The sequence below is a fragment of the Stenotrophomonas maltophilia group sp. LNF247 genome, assembly GCF_054083135.1.
Genome location: NZ_JBSRQL010000020.1, coordinates 18239 through 32952, shown reverse-complemented (window position 1 = coordinate 32952; position 14714 = coordinate 18239). Strand labels below are relative to the sequence as shown.

The following is a 14714-nucleotide window of genomic DNA, read 5'->3' as shown; positions in this document are numbered from 1 at the left end:
AATCCTCGATGCGGCGCGTCCGTGCGCAGGGAAAACGGCGCCCGGCCTTGGGGCGGCGCGGCCGGACAGCCCTCTTGGTACTGCATGGGCCGTCAACACGGGGTAGCAGACCAGAGCAGGGTGCATGGATGGATGACAGCGTGCCACCGTATGGGGTCCCGGACCATACTCAAAACGTCCTAGAATCCGCCTTCCCCCGGCTCCCTGGTGTGTCATGTCGGCTCCCCCCTCTTCGTCTGCGGCTGCCCCCCGGGGTGGCCTTGTTGCGCTGGCATTGCTGCTGGTCTACGTGGTCTGGGGGTCGACCTACCTGGGCATCGCCAAGGCCCTGCACGGGGGCGCGCTGCCGCTGACGATGGTGTCCGGCAGCCGGTTCATCATTGCCGGTGGCCTGATGTTCCTGGCCTTGCGCCTGTTCTGGAAGATGCCGAACCCGACCCTGCGGCAGTGGCGCAACCTGGGCATCATGGGCGTGACCATGCTGGTGCTGGGCAACGGCATGGTGGTGCTGGCCGAGCGCGAGGTGTCCTCGGGACTGGCAGCCACTGCGGTGGCCTCGGTGCCGCTGTGGATGGCGCTGTTCTCGGCGCTGCGCGGCCAGCACGCCAGCCGCGGTGAGTGGCTGGGCATCGCCATCGGCTTCCTCGGCGTGGTCTGGCTCAACGCAGGCAGCAGCCTGACCGCCTCGCCGACCGGGCTGGTGCTGCTGCTGATCGCGCCGGTCGGCTGGGCATTCGGCTCGGTGTGGGCACGCGGACTGGACCTGCCGGGCCCGTTCATGACCGCCGCCGGGCAGATGATCTGTGGCGGTGTGCTGCTGGTGCTGATCGGCCTGGCGGTCGGCGAGCGCCCGACCACGCTGCCCGATACCGGTGGCCTGCTGGCGATGGCCTACCTGTGCGTGTTCGGCTCCATCGTCGCGTTCACCGCCTACGTGTGGCTGCTGCAGAACGTGCGCCCGGCGCTGGCTGGCAGCTATGCATACGTCAATCCGGTCATTGCGGTGCTGCTGGGCGCGCTGCTCAACGGTGAGCGCTTCGGTTGGCGCGATCTGCTGGCGATGGCGGTGATTCTTCTGGGTGTGGTGGTGCTGACAATGGCAAGGACGAGAAAGAAGTGAGCATGGACGAGAAAGAACAACGCCGGGGCCTGCTGGTCACCGCATCCACCTTCGTGATCTGGGGCCTGGTGCCGGTCTATTGGCACCTGCTCAACGAGGTGCCCTCGTTTCAGATCATCGCCCACCGCATCATCTGGAGCACGGTGCTGGTGCTGGGTTGGCTGTTGATCAGTGCGCGCCTGGGCTGGTGGCAGAAGATCGCCGCGCAGCCGCGCGCGCTGCCGATCCTGCTGGTGTCGAGCCTGACCATCGCGTTCAACTGGGGCCTGTACATCTGGGCGGTCAACGCCGGCCATGTGATCGAGACCAGCCTGGGCTATTTCATCAACCCGCTGGTGAACGTGCTGCTGGGCGTGCTGGTGCTGAAGGAGCGGCTGCGCCGCCTGCAATGGGTGGCGGTGGCGATGGCGGCAGTGGGCGTGGCCTGGCTGACCATCGATGCCGGCACACCACCATGGATCGCGCTGGGCCTGGCCTGTTCGTTCGGCCTGTACGGCCTGCTGCGCAAGCTGGTTTCGGTCGACCCGGTGGCGGGCCTTGGCGTGGAGAGCATGTACCTGTTCCTGCCGGCGCTGGGCTTCGCGATCTGGGCCGAAAATGGTCATGGGGGCGCGTTCTTCCACGGCTGGGGCTGGCGCAACGACCTGCTGCTGATCTTCGGCGGTGTGGTGACGGCGGTACCGTTGATTGGCTTTGCCTACGGCGTGAAGCGCATTCCGTTGTCACTGGTCGGCATCCTGCAGTACATCGCGCCGAGCCTGCAGCTGCTGCTGGGCGTGTTCTTCTTCCACGAAGCCTTCGACGCCGGCAAGGCGATTGGCTTTGCCGCGATCTGGGCCGGCCTGATCCTGTTCGTCGGCGACAACATCCGCACGATGCGCGCCAAGCGGTAGCACCGGGCCGGATCGACTGGCACGCATGAAAAAAAGAGCGGCGCCCCGGGGGGCGCCGCCCTGCTTCCATCCACCGCCAGGAGAGAGATGGCGGTGGCGGGAACGCGGGTGCAGGCTCAGAAGCGCTGCTGGTACTTCATGTACATGAAACGACCGATGTCGAAGCCGCCGTAGTAGACGAAGCTGCTGTTGGGCTGGCTGTACATGATCGGACCCTGGTGGTCGAACACGTTGTTCAGGCCCAGCGAGACGGTGCCGTCCCACGGCAGGGCGTAACGCACCTGCAGGTCGTGGAAGGTGTTCGAACCCACCTTGTTGGTCGGCGAGGCATCGGTGTAGGCCGAGCTGAAGCCCGGCATGTTGCACTCGCCCATGTAGGAGCACTTCTCCTTCATGCTGGAGTAGTAGCGTGCAGTCCAGCCGATGCCCAGGTTGCCGTACTGCCAGTCCAGGTTGAGGGTAGAGCGCACACGGAAGTTGCCACCCCAGCTGGTCAGCTGTTCCACCGGCGTGGTCGCGGCGTTGTCGTTGCGCTGCTCCAGATAGTCGGTATAGGTGGTGTTCCAGGTAACGGCGAACTTGCCGAACGCGGTTTCCGGCAGGCGGTAGCGCGCGCTGATGTCATAGCCGGCGGTTTCGCGGTAGCCGGCGTTGACCAGCGAACGGTCCAGCGTGTTGACCTGGCCGTTGCTGCTACGGGTGAAGCGGCCGCAGGCGGCGTCCGAGCCCTGCACGTAGCACTGTTCCAGGATGTTGGTGGCCGACTCGCCAACGATGGCGTTGTCGATGCGGATCTTCCACCAGTCCAGGCTGACGTCCAGGCCCTGCACGAAGTCGGGGCTGTAGACCAGGCCCACGGTCCAGGTCTTGGCGGTTTCCGGCTTCAGGTTCGGGTTGGAACCGGAGTTGAAATCGGTGGTGGCCTGCTGGCCCGGCTTGCTGGCCACGCTGCCGTCGCTGTTGAGCTGGCGGAAGTTGGCCGGCACCTTCAGGGCCTTGCAGCGTGCGGCAACGGCGGCGCTGGTGGCGGCAGTGCCGAACGAGGTATCGCACGGGTCGGTGAACGAGTCACGGCTGCTGACAGTGCCGCCGTACAGGTCGTCCACGGTCGGCGCACGGAAGCCGGTGCCGTAGGTGGCGCGCACCAGCAGGCTGTCGATCGGCTTCCACTTCACGCCGAACTTGCTGTTGGTGGTGGAACCGAAATTGTTGTAGTCCGAGTAGCGACCGGCAACGTCCAGCGAAAGCTCGCGGGCGAAGGCCATGTCGGCCAGCAGCGGCACCTGCATTTCCAGGTAGACCTCGTTGAGCGAGTAGTCACCCTGGGTCGGCTTGCCGCTGGTGCCGGCAATCTGGCCGTTCTGCACCATCAGGTCCGGGGTGTAGCGCGCTTCTTCACTGCGGTGCTCGAAGCCCATCGCGGCCATGACGTCGCCGGCCGGCAGCGAGAACAGCGAGCCGGAGATGTTGGCGCTGGCCACCTTGGTGGTGGTCTGGCTCTTGTCCACGTAGCGGGCGAACAGGTAGTCCTGCACCTCCTGGTTGCTCAGCGAACCCGGACCGGTGTAGCCCATCGGTGCGGCCGGGTTCCACGGCACGCAGCCGGCGATCACCGCAGTGCGGGTACCGCAGTAGGCCACGCCGTTCTCGATGAAGGACGGACCGACGGCCAGGTTGACGTTCGGCTGGTACATGCTGCCGGTGCCAACGCGCTCACCTTCATTGCGGTTGTAGGTGTAGCTGACGTTCCAGTCCCAGTAGCGCGAGCCGGTTTCGAAGCTGCCTTCCAGGCCCAGGCTGCCGCGCTTGGTTTCCAGGGTGTTCTCGGTGCCGCGCAGCATCTCTTCGGTGCGATGCGAGAACAGCACGTCCTGGCCCCACAGGTTGAATGCGCTGTCCTTGGACAGGGCGGCGCGGCTGCCGTTGCGCGCCTGCGTGGCGGTGACCGAGTACGGGTAGCCAGCCAGGTGCTTGGTCGATTCGCGCTTGCTGTACATGGCATCGGCAACGATGCGCAGGTCATCGGTGATCGAGAAGCCGCCGTTGGCGAACACCGAGGTGCGCTCCAGGCCGGTCAGCAGGCTCATGTTGGTCTTGGTGTTGGCACCATCGGCCGGGTTCGGCGCGTGGAAGTTGCCGGCGCTGGTCGGGTCGCCGCCCGGACCGACGGTCAGCGGCTTGCCGCCGACGGTGACGCTGCCCCACGGCGTGGTGCCGTTGAGGCCATCGTTCGGATGGCGCGGACCGTTGACGTAGCGGCTGAACTCGCGCGCGCCGCCCATCACTTCGTCTTCCTTGGTGCGCTCGGCGCCAACGCTGAACCAACCGCGGTCGAAGGTCTTGCCGAAAGTGGCACTGTAGGAGCGTTTCTGCCCATCGCCTTCACCGTACTGGCCGACGTAGACGCTGGCTTCGCCACCATCGAAGTTCTTGCGGGTGATGATGTTGACCACACCGGCGATGGCATCGGAGCCGTACAACGCCGATGCGCCATCGGTCAGCACTTCAACGCGCTCCACGATGGCCGAGGGGATGGAGGCCAGGTCGGAGTAGCCGCCGGCGCTGACGCCCATGCGGCGGCCGTCGATCAGCACCAGGCTGCGCTCGGGGCCCAGGTTGCGCAGGCTGACATACATTCCGCCGAAATCGCGCGATGAGGTCAGCGACGACGCGCGGCTCATGCTTGGCGAGCCGGCAGCGGTCACATCCTGCAGGATGTCGGCGACGTTGACGTAGCCCTTCTTCTCGATCTCCGCGCGGTTGAGCGCGACCACCGGCTGAGCGGTTTCGACACTGGCCTGGCGGATGCGCGAGCCGGTGATTTCGATGCGGTCGAGGTTGGTGGTGTTGTCGCCCGCATCCTGTGCGAAGGCGGGGGTAGTGCAGCTGGCGGCCAGCGCGATGATGATCGCGTTGCGCAGCGGGGTGGTCTTCAGGGACATCCGTGAAATCTCGTGTTTCAGAAAAAACAAGCGTCCATTCTGTGGACGCGTGGGGTGCTGCAAACCAACGTGGGGGGCCGGATTCTAGAGTGTTTTCATTCGCAACTGTTTGTCGCGATGCTGCGGAATGTGCGTGAACATGAATCGCAACCAACAATCCACAGATGCGCTGTGCGCGGCGTCACGCGCGCTGCGTTTGCGATGGGCAGAGGCATCGATAGCGGCACGAAGCTGGCACGCTTGAGTAGTTGCGACAACGCGTCGCAGTACGCGCTTGTATGCAGGCGCGCAGTCGTTGTGATGCATCTGCCCGCATGAAATGCTCTTCGCCTCGTCATCGAAGGCAGGAGATGAAGAAATGATCCAGCTTGAAGAAGCACGCCGTCGCGTGGAGGCTGCACTTGCCAGCGACGATGAGCCGGTTGCCATCACGCATGAGCACGAAGTGGTCGAAGGCTGGCTGTTCTGCTTCCAGTCGCTGCGCTACCTGCAATCCGGCGAAATCTCGGATGCATTGGCCGGCAATGGGCCGATCTTCGTCGACCGGCACACAGGCGAGCAGCACGCGCTGGGCACGTCGTATCCGCCCGAGGAAGTCCTTCGCCAGCATCTGGCCGCGCGCGGCCCCGCCGTTTGATGCTGCGGCGGCGGATGTCTGAGTTCGGCAACCTGAAAGGGACGGAGCCTTCGCTCCGTCCCTGCAGGATGTGCGAAATGCCGCTGCGTGATGCTCAGGTTTCGCGCAGCGCCGTGGTGATCGGCAAACGTGCCGCGCGCAGCGCCGGGAACAGGCCGCCGACCAGGCCGATGCCCAGCGCCCATTTCAGTCCGGTCCACAGCAGTTCCGGCGATACATGGAACTTGAACACCACTGCGCTGAAGTTGCTGCCGATGGTGGACACGCTGTAGCCATTGAACAGCAGCCACGCCACCGCACAGCCGAGCAGGCCACCGAGCAGCGCCAGCAGCATCGTCTCCAGCATCACTGCCGTCACCACCGGCAGGCCGCGGAAACCGATCGCGCGCATGGTGGCGATCTCGCGCGCACGGGTGGCCACTGCCGCGTACATGGTGTTGAGTGCGCCGAACACTGCACCCACCGCCATGATCGTGCCGATCACCTTGCCGAGGATGTCGATCAGCTTGGTCAGCCCGCCGCCCTGCTTGCTGTAGTAGACACGGGTGGTTTCCACGTCAAGCTTCAGGCGTGGGTCGGCGGCGACTGCTGCCTTGAACTGCTCGAATCCGGCCTTGCCCTCGGTACGCACGCTGATCGACTGCCAGGCGCTGCGCTGGTAGGTGGTGGCCAGTGTATCGGCGTCGGTCCACAGCTCCGAATCGTGCGCGTCGCCGGTGGCGAATACACCCACCACGGTCCAGGTCTGGTTGCCCAGGGTCAGCGTCCTGCCCACGTCCATGTCGCGGAACTGGCCCTTGGCACCCTGGCCGACCACGATCTCGCGCAGGCCGGTGGCGAACCTGCGGCCTTCGATGATCTTGACCTTGGCATGCACGGCCCAGGCCTGCGGACCGACGCCGCGGAACTGCGCGTTGACGTCGGTGCCATCGGACTTGGACACCAGGTTGACCACCTGCGACAGTTCCGGTGACAGCAACGGCCGGCCCTGCGCATCGCGGCTGATGCCGGGCAGGGTGGACAGCATCGGTACCTGCTCGCGGGTGATCACCGAGTTGGTCTCGGCCTGCGAGCCACCGCGCAGCACGATGGCGGTGGTGTCATCGCCGGTGTTGTTGAGCGTGGCCTGGAAGCCTTCGCCCATCGCCAGCATCGCCACCAGCACGCCGACCACGCCGGCAATGCCGACCACGATCACCGACGATGCGCCCCAGCGCTGCGGCAGGCTGGCCACGCCGATGCGGGTGGCGGCCAACGCCAGCCGTCCGCCGCGGGTCAGCAGCAGCCACAGCGCCACCAGCACGGCCACGGCCAGCACGCCGATCCACGGCAGGCTGATCCACAGCACCAGGCCGATCGCAAGCAGCAGCACGGTTATGCCGTTGCCCAGCCACTTCTTGAGCTTGTTCATCTGCAATCCTCCTCAGCGGCCGGCCAGTGCATCGACGATTTTCAGGCGCTTGGCACGCAGCGCGGGCAGCAGCCCCACGATGATGCCGATCACCACGATCAGGCCCAGCCCCATCAGCCAGGTTGGTGTCGGTACGTGCGGCGGCAGCATGCCCATGCTCTTCGGGCCGATCGCCGGCAGGATCAGGGCGGCCAGGCCCATGCCGAGCAGGCCGCCCAGGCCGATCAGCAGCACCGACTCCACCATCACCAGGGTCAGCACGGTGCCGTCCTTGAAGCCGAGTGTCTTCAGCGTGGCCAGCTCCGGCACGCGCTCGCGCACCGCCTGCGCCATGGTGTTGCCGGTCAACAGCAGCAGGGTGAAAAACACCGCACCCATGATCGAGGTGACGATCATGCCGATATCCGCGAACTGCTTGACGAAGGCCTGCTGGAAGGCCGATTCGGTCTGGGTCTTGGTCTCGTGGTCGGAGTTGGCCGAGATCGCGTCGATCGCCTGCGCCACGCGCGAAGAGTGGTCCGGGTTGTCCAGCGTCACCGTGTACCAGCTCACCTGGTTCTTGATGTAGTCGTTGGATTCATCGAAGTACTTCCAGTTCATCATCAGCTGGCGTTCTTCGTTGGCGGCCAGCGCACGGTCCTTGGAACGGTAGATGCCCTTGAGCACCAGCGGCCAGTCGTTGCTGCCGCCACGCGGGAAGATCGTGGCCTGCAGCGGGATGGTGTCGCCGATCTTCCAGCCGAACTGCTTGGCCAGGGTTTCGCCGACGATGGCGCCGGTACGGGTCTGCTTCCAGTCCTCCAGCTGTGCCGGGTCGATCTGCAGCTCGCGGTAGACATCGAAGTAGTTGGGGGACACCGAGAAGTTCGGGAAGAAGTTCTTCGGGTCCTGGTAGATGCCGCCGAACCACATGCCGTAGGCCACGTCGCGCACGCCGGCCACCTGGCGGACCTGGGTTTCCAGGCGGATCGGCAGCGACTGGGTGATCGACAGCCGCGAGGCCACGATCAGCCGGTTGGCACCTTCCACGCTGCCACCCGACGAGAACGCCACCCGCACCGAATCGAGCATGCCGAACAGCAGGAACGCGGCCACCACCGAGAGCAGGGTCAGCAGGGTGCGGGTACGGCTGCGGAACAGCTGCGCCCACACCAACGAGAAGTATTTCATCGCCGTGGCCTCCGTCAGTGGGCCAGCGGCGCGTCGGCCAGCTCGCCCTTGTCCAGGTGCACCGTGTGCGTGGCGTACTCGGCGGCCTTCGGGTCATGGGTGACCATGATGATGGTCTTGCCGTGTTCGCGGTTGAGCTGCTGCAGCAGGCCGAGGATCTCCTCGGCCGACTGGCGGTCGAGGTCGCCGGTGGGTTCGTCGCAGATCAGGAAGGTCGGGTCGGAGACGATCGCCCGCGCGATCGCCACGCGCTGCTGCTGGCCGCCGGACAGTTCATTGGGGCGATGGCTGCGGCGGTCAGCCAGGCCGACCAGGGTCAGCGCGATCTCGGCATTGCGGCGGCGCTGCGCGGCATTGAGATGGGTCAGCAGCAGCGGCAGCTCCACGTTCTTCTGCGCGGTCAGCATCGGCATCAGGTTGTAGAACTGGAACACGAAGCCGACGTGGTGGCTGCGCCAGGTCGACAGCTGGCCGCCGCTCATCTGGTCGATGCGCTCGCCCTCGATGCTGATCTCGCCGCCGCTGGGGTTGTCCAGGCCGCCGATCAGGTTGAGCAGGGTGGTCTTGCCCGAGCCGGACGGACCCATCAGCGCGACGAAGTCGCCGCTGGCGATGTCCAGGTCGATGCCGTGCAGCACCTGCACTTTCTCGGGGCCACGCTGGTAGGTCTTGGTGATGTTGCGCAGTGAAACCAGGGTCGACATGGGTGGTTCTCCACGGAAGGCGGGAAACGGGGAAGCGCCACGGCAAGGGGCCGCAGGCGTGCGTCGAGCGGTGCTGCCGGCGGCGCCCGTGGGCGCCAGGCCGCTACTGCGCTTGTTTCTGTTGCACCTTGGCGCCATCGCGCAGGGTGTCCGGCGGGTTCAGCACCACCGATTCACCGGCGCTCACGCCCTTGAGGATCTGGCGGTCCTTGCCCATTGCCTGGCCAGCCTCGACCGTGCGCTGCTGCACGCGGTTCTCGTCACCCAGTACGAAGGCCACCGGGGCGCCCTCGCGCTGGACCACCGCGCCAGCCGGCACGCGCACGCCCTGCGGTTTGGTTGTGGCCTGCGGCTGTGCCTGTTCCAGGAAGCTGACCCGCACGCCCATTTCCGGCACGATGCGCGGGTCCTTCACCTTCAGCGCCACGCGCACCTTCACCGTGGCCTTGCCGCGGTCGGCGGTGGGAATGATGGCGACCACCTCGCCGGGAATCTTCCATTCGGGGTAGGCGTTGAGCGTGGCTTCCACCGGCATCTTCGGCTGCACGCGGCCGATGAAGGCCTCGCCGACCTCGACTTCTATCTCCAGCGAGTCCATGTCGACGATGGTGCCGATGCCGGTACGGGTGAAGCCACCGCCGGCCGACAGCGGCGAGACGATCTCACCGGGCTGCGCGGCCTTGGCGGTGACCACGCCGGAGAAGGGCGCGCGCACGATGTTGTTGTCCACACCCAGGTCGGCGATGGCCAGCTGGTCGTGGGCGACCTTGACGTTGCGCTGGGCCGTTTCCAGCTGCGCACGCAGGCTGTCGCGCTGGGCCACGGCCTGGTCGTACTGCGAACGTGACACCAGCTGCTGGCCGACCAGTGCCTGCAGGCGGCTGGCTTCGGCGGCGGCCTGCTTCTGCTGCGCCTCCAGCCCGGCCACCTGGCTGCGTGCGGCCTGCAGCTGCGAGGCATACAGGCTGCGCTGCGCATCGGCATCGATCGGGTCCAGCGTGGCCATCACCTGGCCGGCCTCGACCCGCATGCCTTCTTCGATCATCACCTCGCGCACCTTGCCGGTGATCTTGGCCGAGACCGTGGCCATGCGCCGGGCGACCACGTAGCCACTGGCGTCGAGCACCGAACTGCTGGCGCTACCCTGCTGGATGGCCACGGCCGGCGCGGTTTCCACCTCCACGGCCGGCGCACGGCCGAACAGGAACGCCACGGCAGCGGCGATCAGCAGCACGACCACGATGGTCGCGATCCACAACCAACGGCGACCACCGCCGTTGCTGCCACGACCGGAGGCGGGCGGCGGCGACTTGCGGTCGATACGGAGTTCCTTCAACAGCTCGGCAGAAGCGTTCATTCGTTCCATCACAGGCGTTCGGGCGGGTGTGGCCGGAAGCGCGGACGGCGGCGGTTCCGGCGGTGGAGCGTGCGGCACAGCATGAAGGCCGGCACAGCGATGACGGCAGTGACAGCTGTCACCCGATGACACTGACGGCGGCAACTGCGAAATGTGACCGCGGCGGCACAGGATGGCAACGTCCCCGCTGCCGGTACCGCTCATGGATCCGACCACCCCATCGCTGGCCCGCTGCAGCGGTACCGCCAAGCGTACCGTGATCTGCGGCGGGTTGCGCCGGTGCCATCTTGCCGGCGGTGGCGCCTGCGCGCAGCCAGCCGAACTGGCATGATCGGCGGCGATCATCCCCGCCTGGAACCGCCTGTGCCGTCCACCTGGCTTGCCTCCCTGCTGCGCCCCGCGCCGGACTCGGCGGTGGCCGAGACGCTGCGCCGGGGAAAATCACCCTGGAGCGAGGCGATCCACCTGCTGTGGTCGGTGTGGATCTTCCTGACGCCCTTGCTCGGCCATGGCTTCACCCTGCGCTGGCTGCTGCTTACAGTGGCCAGCTATCCGGTGTTCCTGCTGCTGTACGCCAAGGTGATGGTGGCGCCACGCCATCACGCGCCGCGCTATGCCCTGGGCCTGATCGGGATGTCGCTGGTGCTGCTGCCGTGGTACCCGTCCGGGTTGACCTACTTCGTGTTCGGCTGCGTGCTGCTGCGGGTGAGCGGACGCGGTGGCTGGTGGCAGTACCTGCTGCAGCTCACTGGCCTGAACCTCCTGTTCTGCGGCCTCGCACTGCTGTTCCAGTACCCGTGGCAGAGCCTGGTCTGGATCCCCGCCGTGTCCTATATCGTCGGGTTGGTCGTGAACGTGGAGGCACTCAACCAGCAGAAGGATGCGGCACTGCAGCTGTCGCAGGACGAGGTGCGGCGGCTCGCAGCCACCGCCGAGCGCGAACGCATCGGCCGCGACCTGCACGACCTGCTCGGCCATACCCTGTCGTTGATCACGTTGAAGCTGGAACTGGCCCGCAAGCTGCACGATCGTGGCGACGCGCGGGCGCGGCAGGAAATCGGCGAAGCCGAGGACATTGCCCGCGAAGCGCTGGCGCAGGTGCGCAGCGCGGTCACCGGTATCCGCGCCAGTGACCTGGCCGGTGAGTTGGCGTCGGCGCGGCTGCTGCTGGAGTGCCAGCAGGTCCACCTTCAATACGCACCACCACCGGCGATGCCGGTGGATGTCGAACGCGGTCTGGCGCTGGTGCTGCGCGAGGCCGCGACCAACATCGTGCGCCATGCACAGGCGACACAGGCACGGGTGGAATTCATGCTGGAAGGACGCATGCTGGCGATGCAGATCCGCGATGATGGTCGTGGCGGCGTGCAGGCCGAGGGCAACGGGTTGTGCGGCATGCGCGAACGCGTGGCCGCCCTGGGGGGCAACCTTCAGGTTCAGTCCGCAAAGGGCGAGGGCACGCTGCTGACCGTGCGCGTGCCACTGGCTGCCGCGACCACACCGTTGCCGCCAGGCACGCCGTCGTCGCTGGTGCAGGACGGTGCCGCATGATCCGCATCCTGCTGGCCGAGGACCAGGCGATGGTGCGCGGCGCACTGTCGGCGCTGCTGGGGTTGGAGCCTGATATCGAGGTGCTGGGCAGCGCCGCCGACGGCGAAACCGCGTGGCGCATGCTGCAGCAGCTGAAGCCGGACATCCTGGTCACCGACATCGAGATGCCGGGCCTGTCCGGGCTGGAGCTGGCGCAGCGCATCGCCCGCCATGAGCTGCCGATCAAGGTGGTGATCGTGACCACCTTCGCCCGCGCCGGTTTCCTGCGCCGCGCGCTGGAGGCGGGCGTGCTGGGCTACCTGCTGAAGGACGCACCGGCCGAGAACCTGGCCGATGCACTGCGCAAGGTGAAACAGGGCATCCGTGCGATCGACCCGCAGCTGGCGCTGGATGCGTGGTCGCAGGCCGATCCGCTGACCGACCGCGAGCGCCGTGTGCTGCGTCTGGCAGGGGAGGGCCGAACCGCCAGCGAGATTGCCGAGCAGCTGGGGTTGTCGCACGGTACGGTGCGCAATTACCTGTCCGAGTGCATCGGCAAGCTGGGTGTGGCCAACCGGATTGAGGCCTATCGGCTGGCGCGACAGAAGGGGTGGTTGTAGCGGCGGCCTGCTTTTCCCGGTGATGTCATTTCCGCGACCGCGGAGGGGTGTCACTTTCTTTGCGCGCAAAGAAAGTAACCAAAGAAACGCTCCGCCGGCCGCGAGCCGACGTGCTGCGCACGCCGGTGCCCTGCGCTCCTCGGCCCGCCGAGGGACGGCGCGGAACTCGCTGCGCTCAGACACCCGCGCCTCTTCGCCCTCGCCGGACCTGCGGTGCTCGGCTCGCTCAAGGCGGACTGGAAGGTCAAGATCAACGGCAACAGCATCCACGCATGGCGTGGATCTCTGGGTGCAGCTGTCGCTCTTGATGTTGGGTCCGCCTTGAGCGAGCCGAGCATCGCAGGGGAATCAGGGGCGAAGAGGCGCCGGTGTTTGAGCGTAGCGAGTTCGGCGCCGTCCCCTGATTCACCGAGAAGCACAGGGCACCGGTGCGCAGCACCGGCTCGCGCTCTGGCGGCGCGTTTCTTTTGGTTACTTTTCTTTTCGCGCGAAAAGAAAAGTGACACCCCACCGCAGGCGCGGAAACGATCCGCCGGGCATGGCCCGGCGCTACTCATGCGTGGGCGCAGAGGAGCTCGCTCTCAATCCTTCCCGCGCGCCATCGCCTGGAACACCCCATCGCGCCGCACCCACAGGTGGAACAGCGCCGCACCCACGTGCATCAGCACCGTTGCGAACAGCACGTAGGCCAGCAGACTGTGCGCATTACGCAACGCGGCGTACAGCGCCGGTGTGTGTGGCACGATCGGCGGCAGGTGCAGGCCGCCCCACAGCACGATCGGGTAACCGCCTGCCGACAGCATCGCCCAGCCGATCAACGGCATCGCCAGCATCAGCGCATACAACATCCAGTGCGAGGCCTTGGCCGCCAGCACCTGCCAGGCGGGCAGGTCGGAAGGCAGCGGCGGCGGGCGATGGCGCAGCCGGTTGTACAGGCGCAGCAGCACCAGCACGAGGATGGCGATGCCCAGCGGGCGGTGCAGGTCGATCAGCATTGGCCGCAGGTGCAGTGAGGCGACCATGGTCACGCCGATGAACAGCATGGCGATGATCATCAGTGCCATGGACCAGTGCAGCACCCGCGCCAGCAGGTTGAAGTGGCCGTTGCCGATGCTCATCGTGCGGCCTCCTTCGGTTGTTCGACGTTGCCGGTGGCGCGCTCGCGTTCGCGGCGGTTGAAGGACTGCGAATACACCGCCGAGCGGGCGGCCAGGATCGGATCGTCACTGCCGCGCACGCCGCTGGGCAGGATCAGCGGATCGAAGTTGATCTGACCGCAGGCACCCTGTTCCTGCGACTGCATGCGGTCCACGCTGAGTACGCCGGCCACTACCTGGTCACGCGACTCGGGCCATGGCACCGACGGATCATCGATGGCATCGCCGGGCTCGGCGGTGGTCACGACCAGGTTCCAGCGCACCGGGCCGTTGGCCAGGCGCTGCTGCAGTTCCTGGCTGAGGAAATCGACGCTGGCCTGCTTGCGCGTTTCCGCATCCATCTCCACCACCGGCGCCTGCGGCTGCCAGCGCCAGCGCACCGCGCGCTTCTGGCCCTGCGCATTGGTGAACCAGAAGCTGTTGACGCTGTTGAAGGTGGTGTCGGCCCAGCTGCTGGTCCACGGCGCCGTCCTGGCCCACTGCTGGAAGGCCTGCGCACTGGGGTACTTCGCCAGCACCGCAGCCATCTTCTGCGGGTCGGGCTTGCCGGTGGCCGGGTCGGGAATGGAAGCGCGGGTCTGCTCGTAGAACGCCTCGGCGCTGGGCACCGCGAAGAACGGGAAGCTGTTCATCGCCATGCGCCATTCCTGCCCATCATCGCTGACCATCTGCACCGCGAGGCTGCGCACGCGTGCAGTGTTGTCGGCGCCGTACGGGTCGCCGCCGCCGATCGACAGGCGGCCCATCACCGGCACGCGGCGCTGCGAGAACACCCGTGCACTGGACAGGGTGCGGGCCTGCGCACTGGGTTCGAACCAGCCGCTCACGCAGATGCCCTTGCTGTGCGCACGGCGGAAGCCCGGATGGGCCGGGCCGGTGGCCTCGATGGTATCGGTGAAGCGCTGCGCGGTGAGGCGGTCGCCCATCCAGCCGGCCAGCCAGGCAAAGGCCAGCGCCACGGTACCCAGGATGAGCGCGATCAGCGCGATCCAGAGCAGGGGGGAATGCCTGCGCGGTGTGCCCGGCGTCTGGCCGGCACGGGTGTAGCCGAAGAGCGACATGGTCGGAGTCCTGCCTTCACGGAGCGTGTGGGTGGTCGACCCACACATCCTCGCAGAACCCTTCCAGGCCCGGTATTCAAATTTTCGTCAAGTTTGCCGGGGACGGCGTGCC

12 protein-coding genes are annotated in these 14714 nt (G+C 66.6%); 5 read left to right on the top strand and 7 right to left on the bottom strand.

The annotated features are described in order from the left end of the window. Positions 1 to 214: 214 nt before the first annotated feature. Together yedA and rarD are read left to right on the top strand one after the other, a co-directional pair. Entirely contained in the window at positions 215 to 1120 is a 906-nt protein-coding gene (gene yedA / locus ACTXG9_RS17055; protein ID WP_019661823.1) for a drug/metabolite exporter YedA, read from the top strand. Then, positions 1117 to 2013 carry an EamA family transporter RarD gene (gene rarD, locus ACTXG9_RS17050; protein ID WP_111097676.1) on the top strand — a complete coding sequence of 299 codons (897 nt, stop codon included), beginning with the start codon at positions 1117 to 1119 and terminating at the stop codon, positions 2011 to 2013. Before yedA ends, rarD begins: the two co-directional genes overlap by 4 nt. A gap of 116 nt (positions 2014 to 2129) precedes the next feature. Here the strand turns inward: rarD and ACTXG9_RS17045 are convergent, their stop codons facing one another. Beyond that, positions 2130 to 4955 (bottom strand): TonB-dependent receptor plug domain-containing protein, encoded by a 2826-nt coding sequence (locus ACTXG9_RS17045; RefSeq protein WP_111097675.1) that lies wholly within the window; start codon positions 4953 to 4955, stop codon positions 2130 to 2132. 319 nt (positions 4956 to 5274) lie between these two features. Here ACTXG9_RS17045 and ACTXG9_RS17040 point away from each other — a divergent pair, with 319 nt between their 5' ends. After that, positions 5275 to 5592 (top strand): YrhB family protein, encoded by a 318-nt coding sequence (locus ACTXG9_RS17040; protein WP_258391426.1) that lies wholly within the window; start codon positions 5275 to 5277, stop codon positions 5590 to 5592. 94 nt (positions 5593 to 5686) lie between these two features. On the opposite strand, the gene ACTXG9_RS17035 is transcribed toward ACTXG9_RS17040, so the two are convergent. From ACTXG9_RS17035 to ACTXG9_RS17020, 4 genes are all read right to left on the bottom strand, one after another. Continuing rightward, positions 5687 to 7003 (bottom strand): ABC transporter permease, encoded by a 1317-nt coding sequence (locus ACTXG9_RS17035; RefSeq protein ID WP_111097673.1) that lies wholly within the window; start codon positions 7001 to 7003, stop codon positions 5687 to 5689. Positions 7004 to 7015: 12 nt separating this feature from the next. After that, on the bottom strand, positions 7016 to 8173 hold the full coding sequence (locus ACTXG9_RS17030) for an ABC transporter permease (protein ID WP_111097672.1): 1158 nt from the start codon (positions 8171 to 8173) through the stop codon (positions 7016 to 7018). A 14-nt stretch (positions 8174 to 8187) separates the two neighbouring features. After that, on the bottom strand, positions 8188 to 8877 hold the full coding sequence (locus tag ACTXG9_RS17025) for an ABC transporter ATP-binding protein (RefSeq protein ID WP_004137569.1): 690 nt from the start codon (positions 8875 to 8877) through the stop codon (positions 8188 to 8190). A 103-nt stretch (positions 8878 to 8980) separates the two neighbouring features. Continuing rightward, positions 8981 to 10234: an efflux RND transporter periplasmic adaptor subunit gene (locus tag ACTXG9_RS17020; protein ID WP_111097671.1), complete on the bottom strand. Its 1254-nt coding sequence runs from the start codon at positions 10232 to 10234 to the stop codon at positions 8981 to 8983. A 327-nt stretch (positions 10235 to 10561) separates the two neighbouring features. Between ACTXG9_RS17020 and ACTXG9_RS17015 the strand changes: the two genes are divergently transcribed. Continuing rightward, positions 10562 to 11785 (top strand): sensor histidine kinase, encoded by a 1224-nt coding sequence (locus ACTXG9_RS17015; protein WP_021203849.1) that lies wholly within the window; start codon positions 10562 to 10564, stop codon positions 11783 to 11785. Continuing rightward, on the top strand, positions 11782 to 12384 hold the full coding sequence (locus tag ACTXG9_RS17010; RefSeq protein WP_058979816.1) for a response regulator transcription factor: 603 nt from the start codon (positions 11782 to 11784) through the stop codon (positions 12382 to 12384). Before ACTXG9_RS17015 ends, ACTXG9_RS17010 begins: the two co-directional genes overlap by 4 nt. A 581-nt stretch (positions 12385 to 12965) precedes the next feature. Here the strand turns inward: ACTXG9_RS17010 and ACTXG9_RS17005 are convergent. Next, entirely contained in the window at positions 12966 to 13502 is a 537-nt protein-coding gene (locus ACTXG9_RS17005) for a cytochrome b (protein ID WP_019661813.1), read from the bottom strand. Further along, complete coding sequence (locus ACTXG9_RS17000; protein WP_111097670.1) at positions 13499 to 14602, bottom strand: catalase family peroxidase; 1104 nt, start codon at positions 14600 to 14602, stop codon at positions 13499 to 13501. The genes ACTXG9_RS17005 and ACTXG9_RS17000 overlap by 4 nt, the downstream gene beginning before the upstream one ends. Positions 14603 to 14714 lie beyond the last annotated feature (112 nt).

Bases quoted from the DNA above. Each gene is read 5' to 3' on its own strand.
- yedA (WP_019661823.1), top strand. From the start codon at position 215: ATGTCGGCTCCCCCCTCTTCGTCTGCGGCTGCCCCCCGGGGTGGCCTT.
- ACTXG9_RS17045 (WP_111097675.1), bottom strand. From the start codon at position 4,955: ATGTCCCTGAAGACCACCCCGCTGCGCAACGCGATCATCATCGCGCTG.
- ACTXG9_RS17040 (WP_258391426.1), top strand. From the start codon at position 5,275: ATGCTCTTCGCCTCGTCATCGAAGGCAGGAGATGAAGAAATGATCCAG.
- ACTXG9_RS17035 (WP_111097673.1), bottom strand. From the start codon at position 7,003: ATGAACAAGCTCAAGAAGTGGCTGGGCAACGGCATAACCGTGCTGCTG.
- ACTXG9_RS17030 (WP_111097672.1), bottom strand. From the start codon at position 8,173: ATGAAATACTTCTCGTTGGTGTGGGCGCAGCTGTTCCGCAGCCGTACC.
- ACTXG9_RS17025 (WP_004137569.1), bottom strand. From the start codon at position 8,877: ATGTCGACCCTGGTTTCACTGCGCAACATCACCAAGACCTACCAGCGT.
- ACTXG9_RS17020 (WP_111097671.1), bottom strand. From the start codon at position 10,234: ATGAACGCTTCTGCCGAGCTGTTGAAGGAACTCCGTATCGACCGCAAG.
- ACTXG9_RS17015 (WP_021203849.1), top strand. From the start codon at position 10,562: ATGATCGGCGGCGATCATCCCCGCCTGGAACCGCCTGTGCCGTCCACC.
- ACTXG9_RS17010 (WP_058979816.1), top strand. From the start codon at position 11,782: ATGATCCGCATCCTGCTGGCCGAGGACCAGGCGATGGTGCGCGGCGCA.
- ACTXG9_RS17005 (WP_019661813.1), bottom strand. From the start codon at position 13,502: ATGAGCATCGGCAACGGCCACTTCAACCTGCTGGCGCGGGTGCTGCAC.
- ACTXG9_RS17000 (WP_111097670.1), bottom strand. From the start codon at position 14,602: ATGTCGCTCTTCGGCTACACCCGTGCCGGCCAGACGCCGGGCACACCG.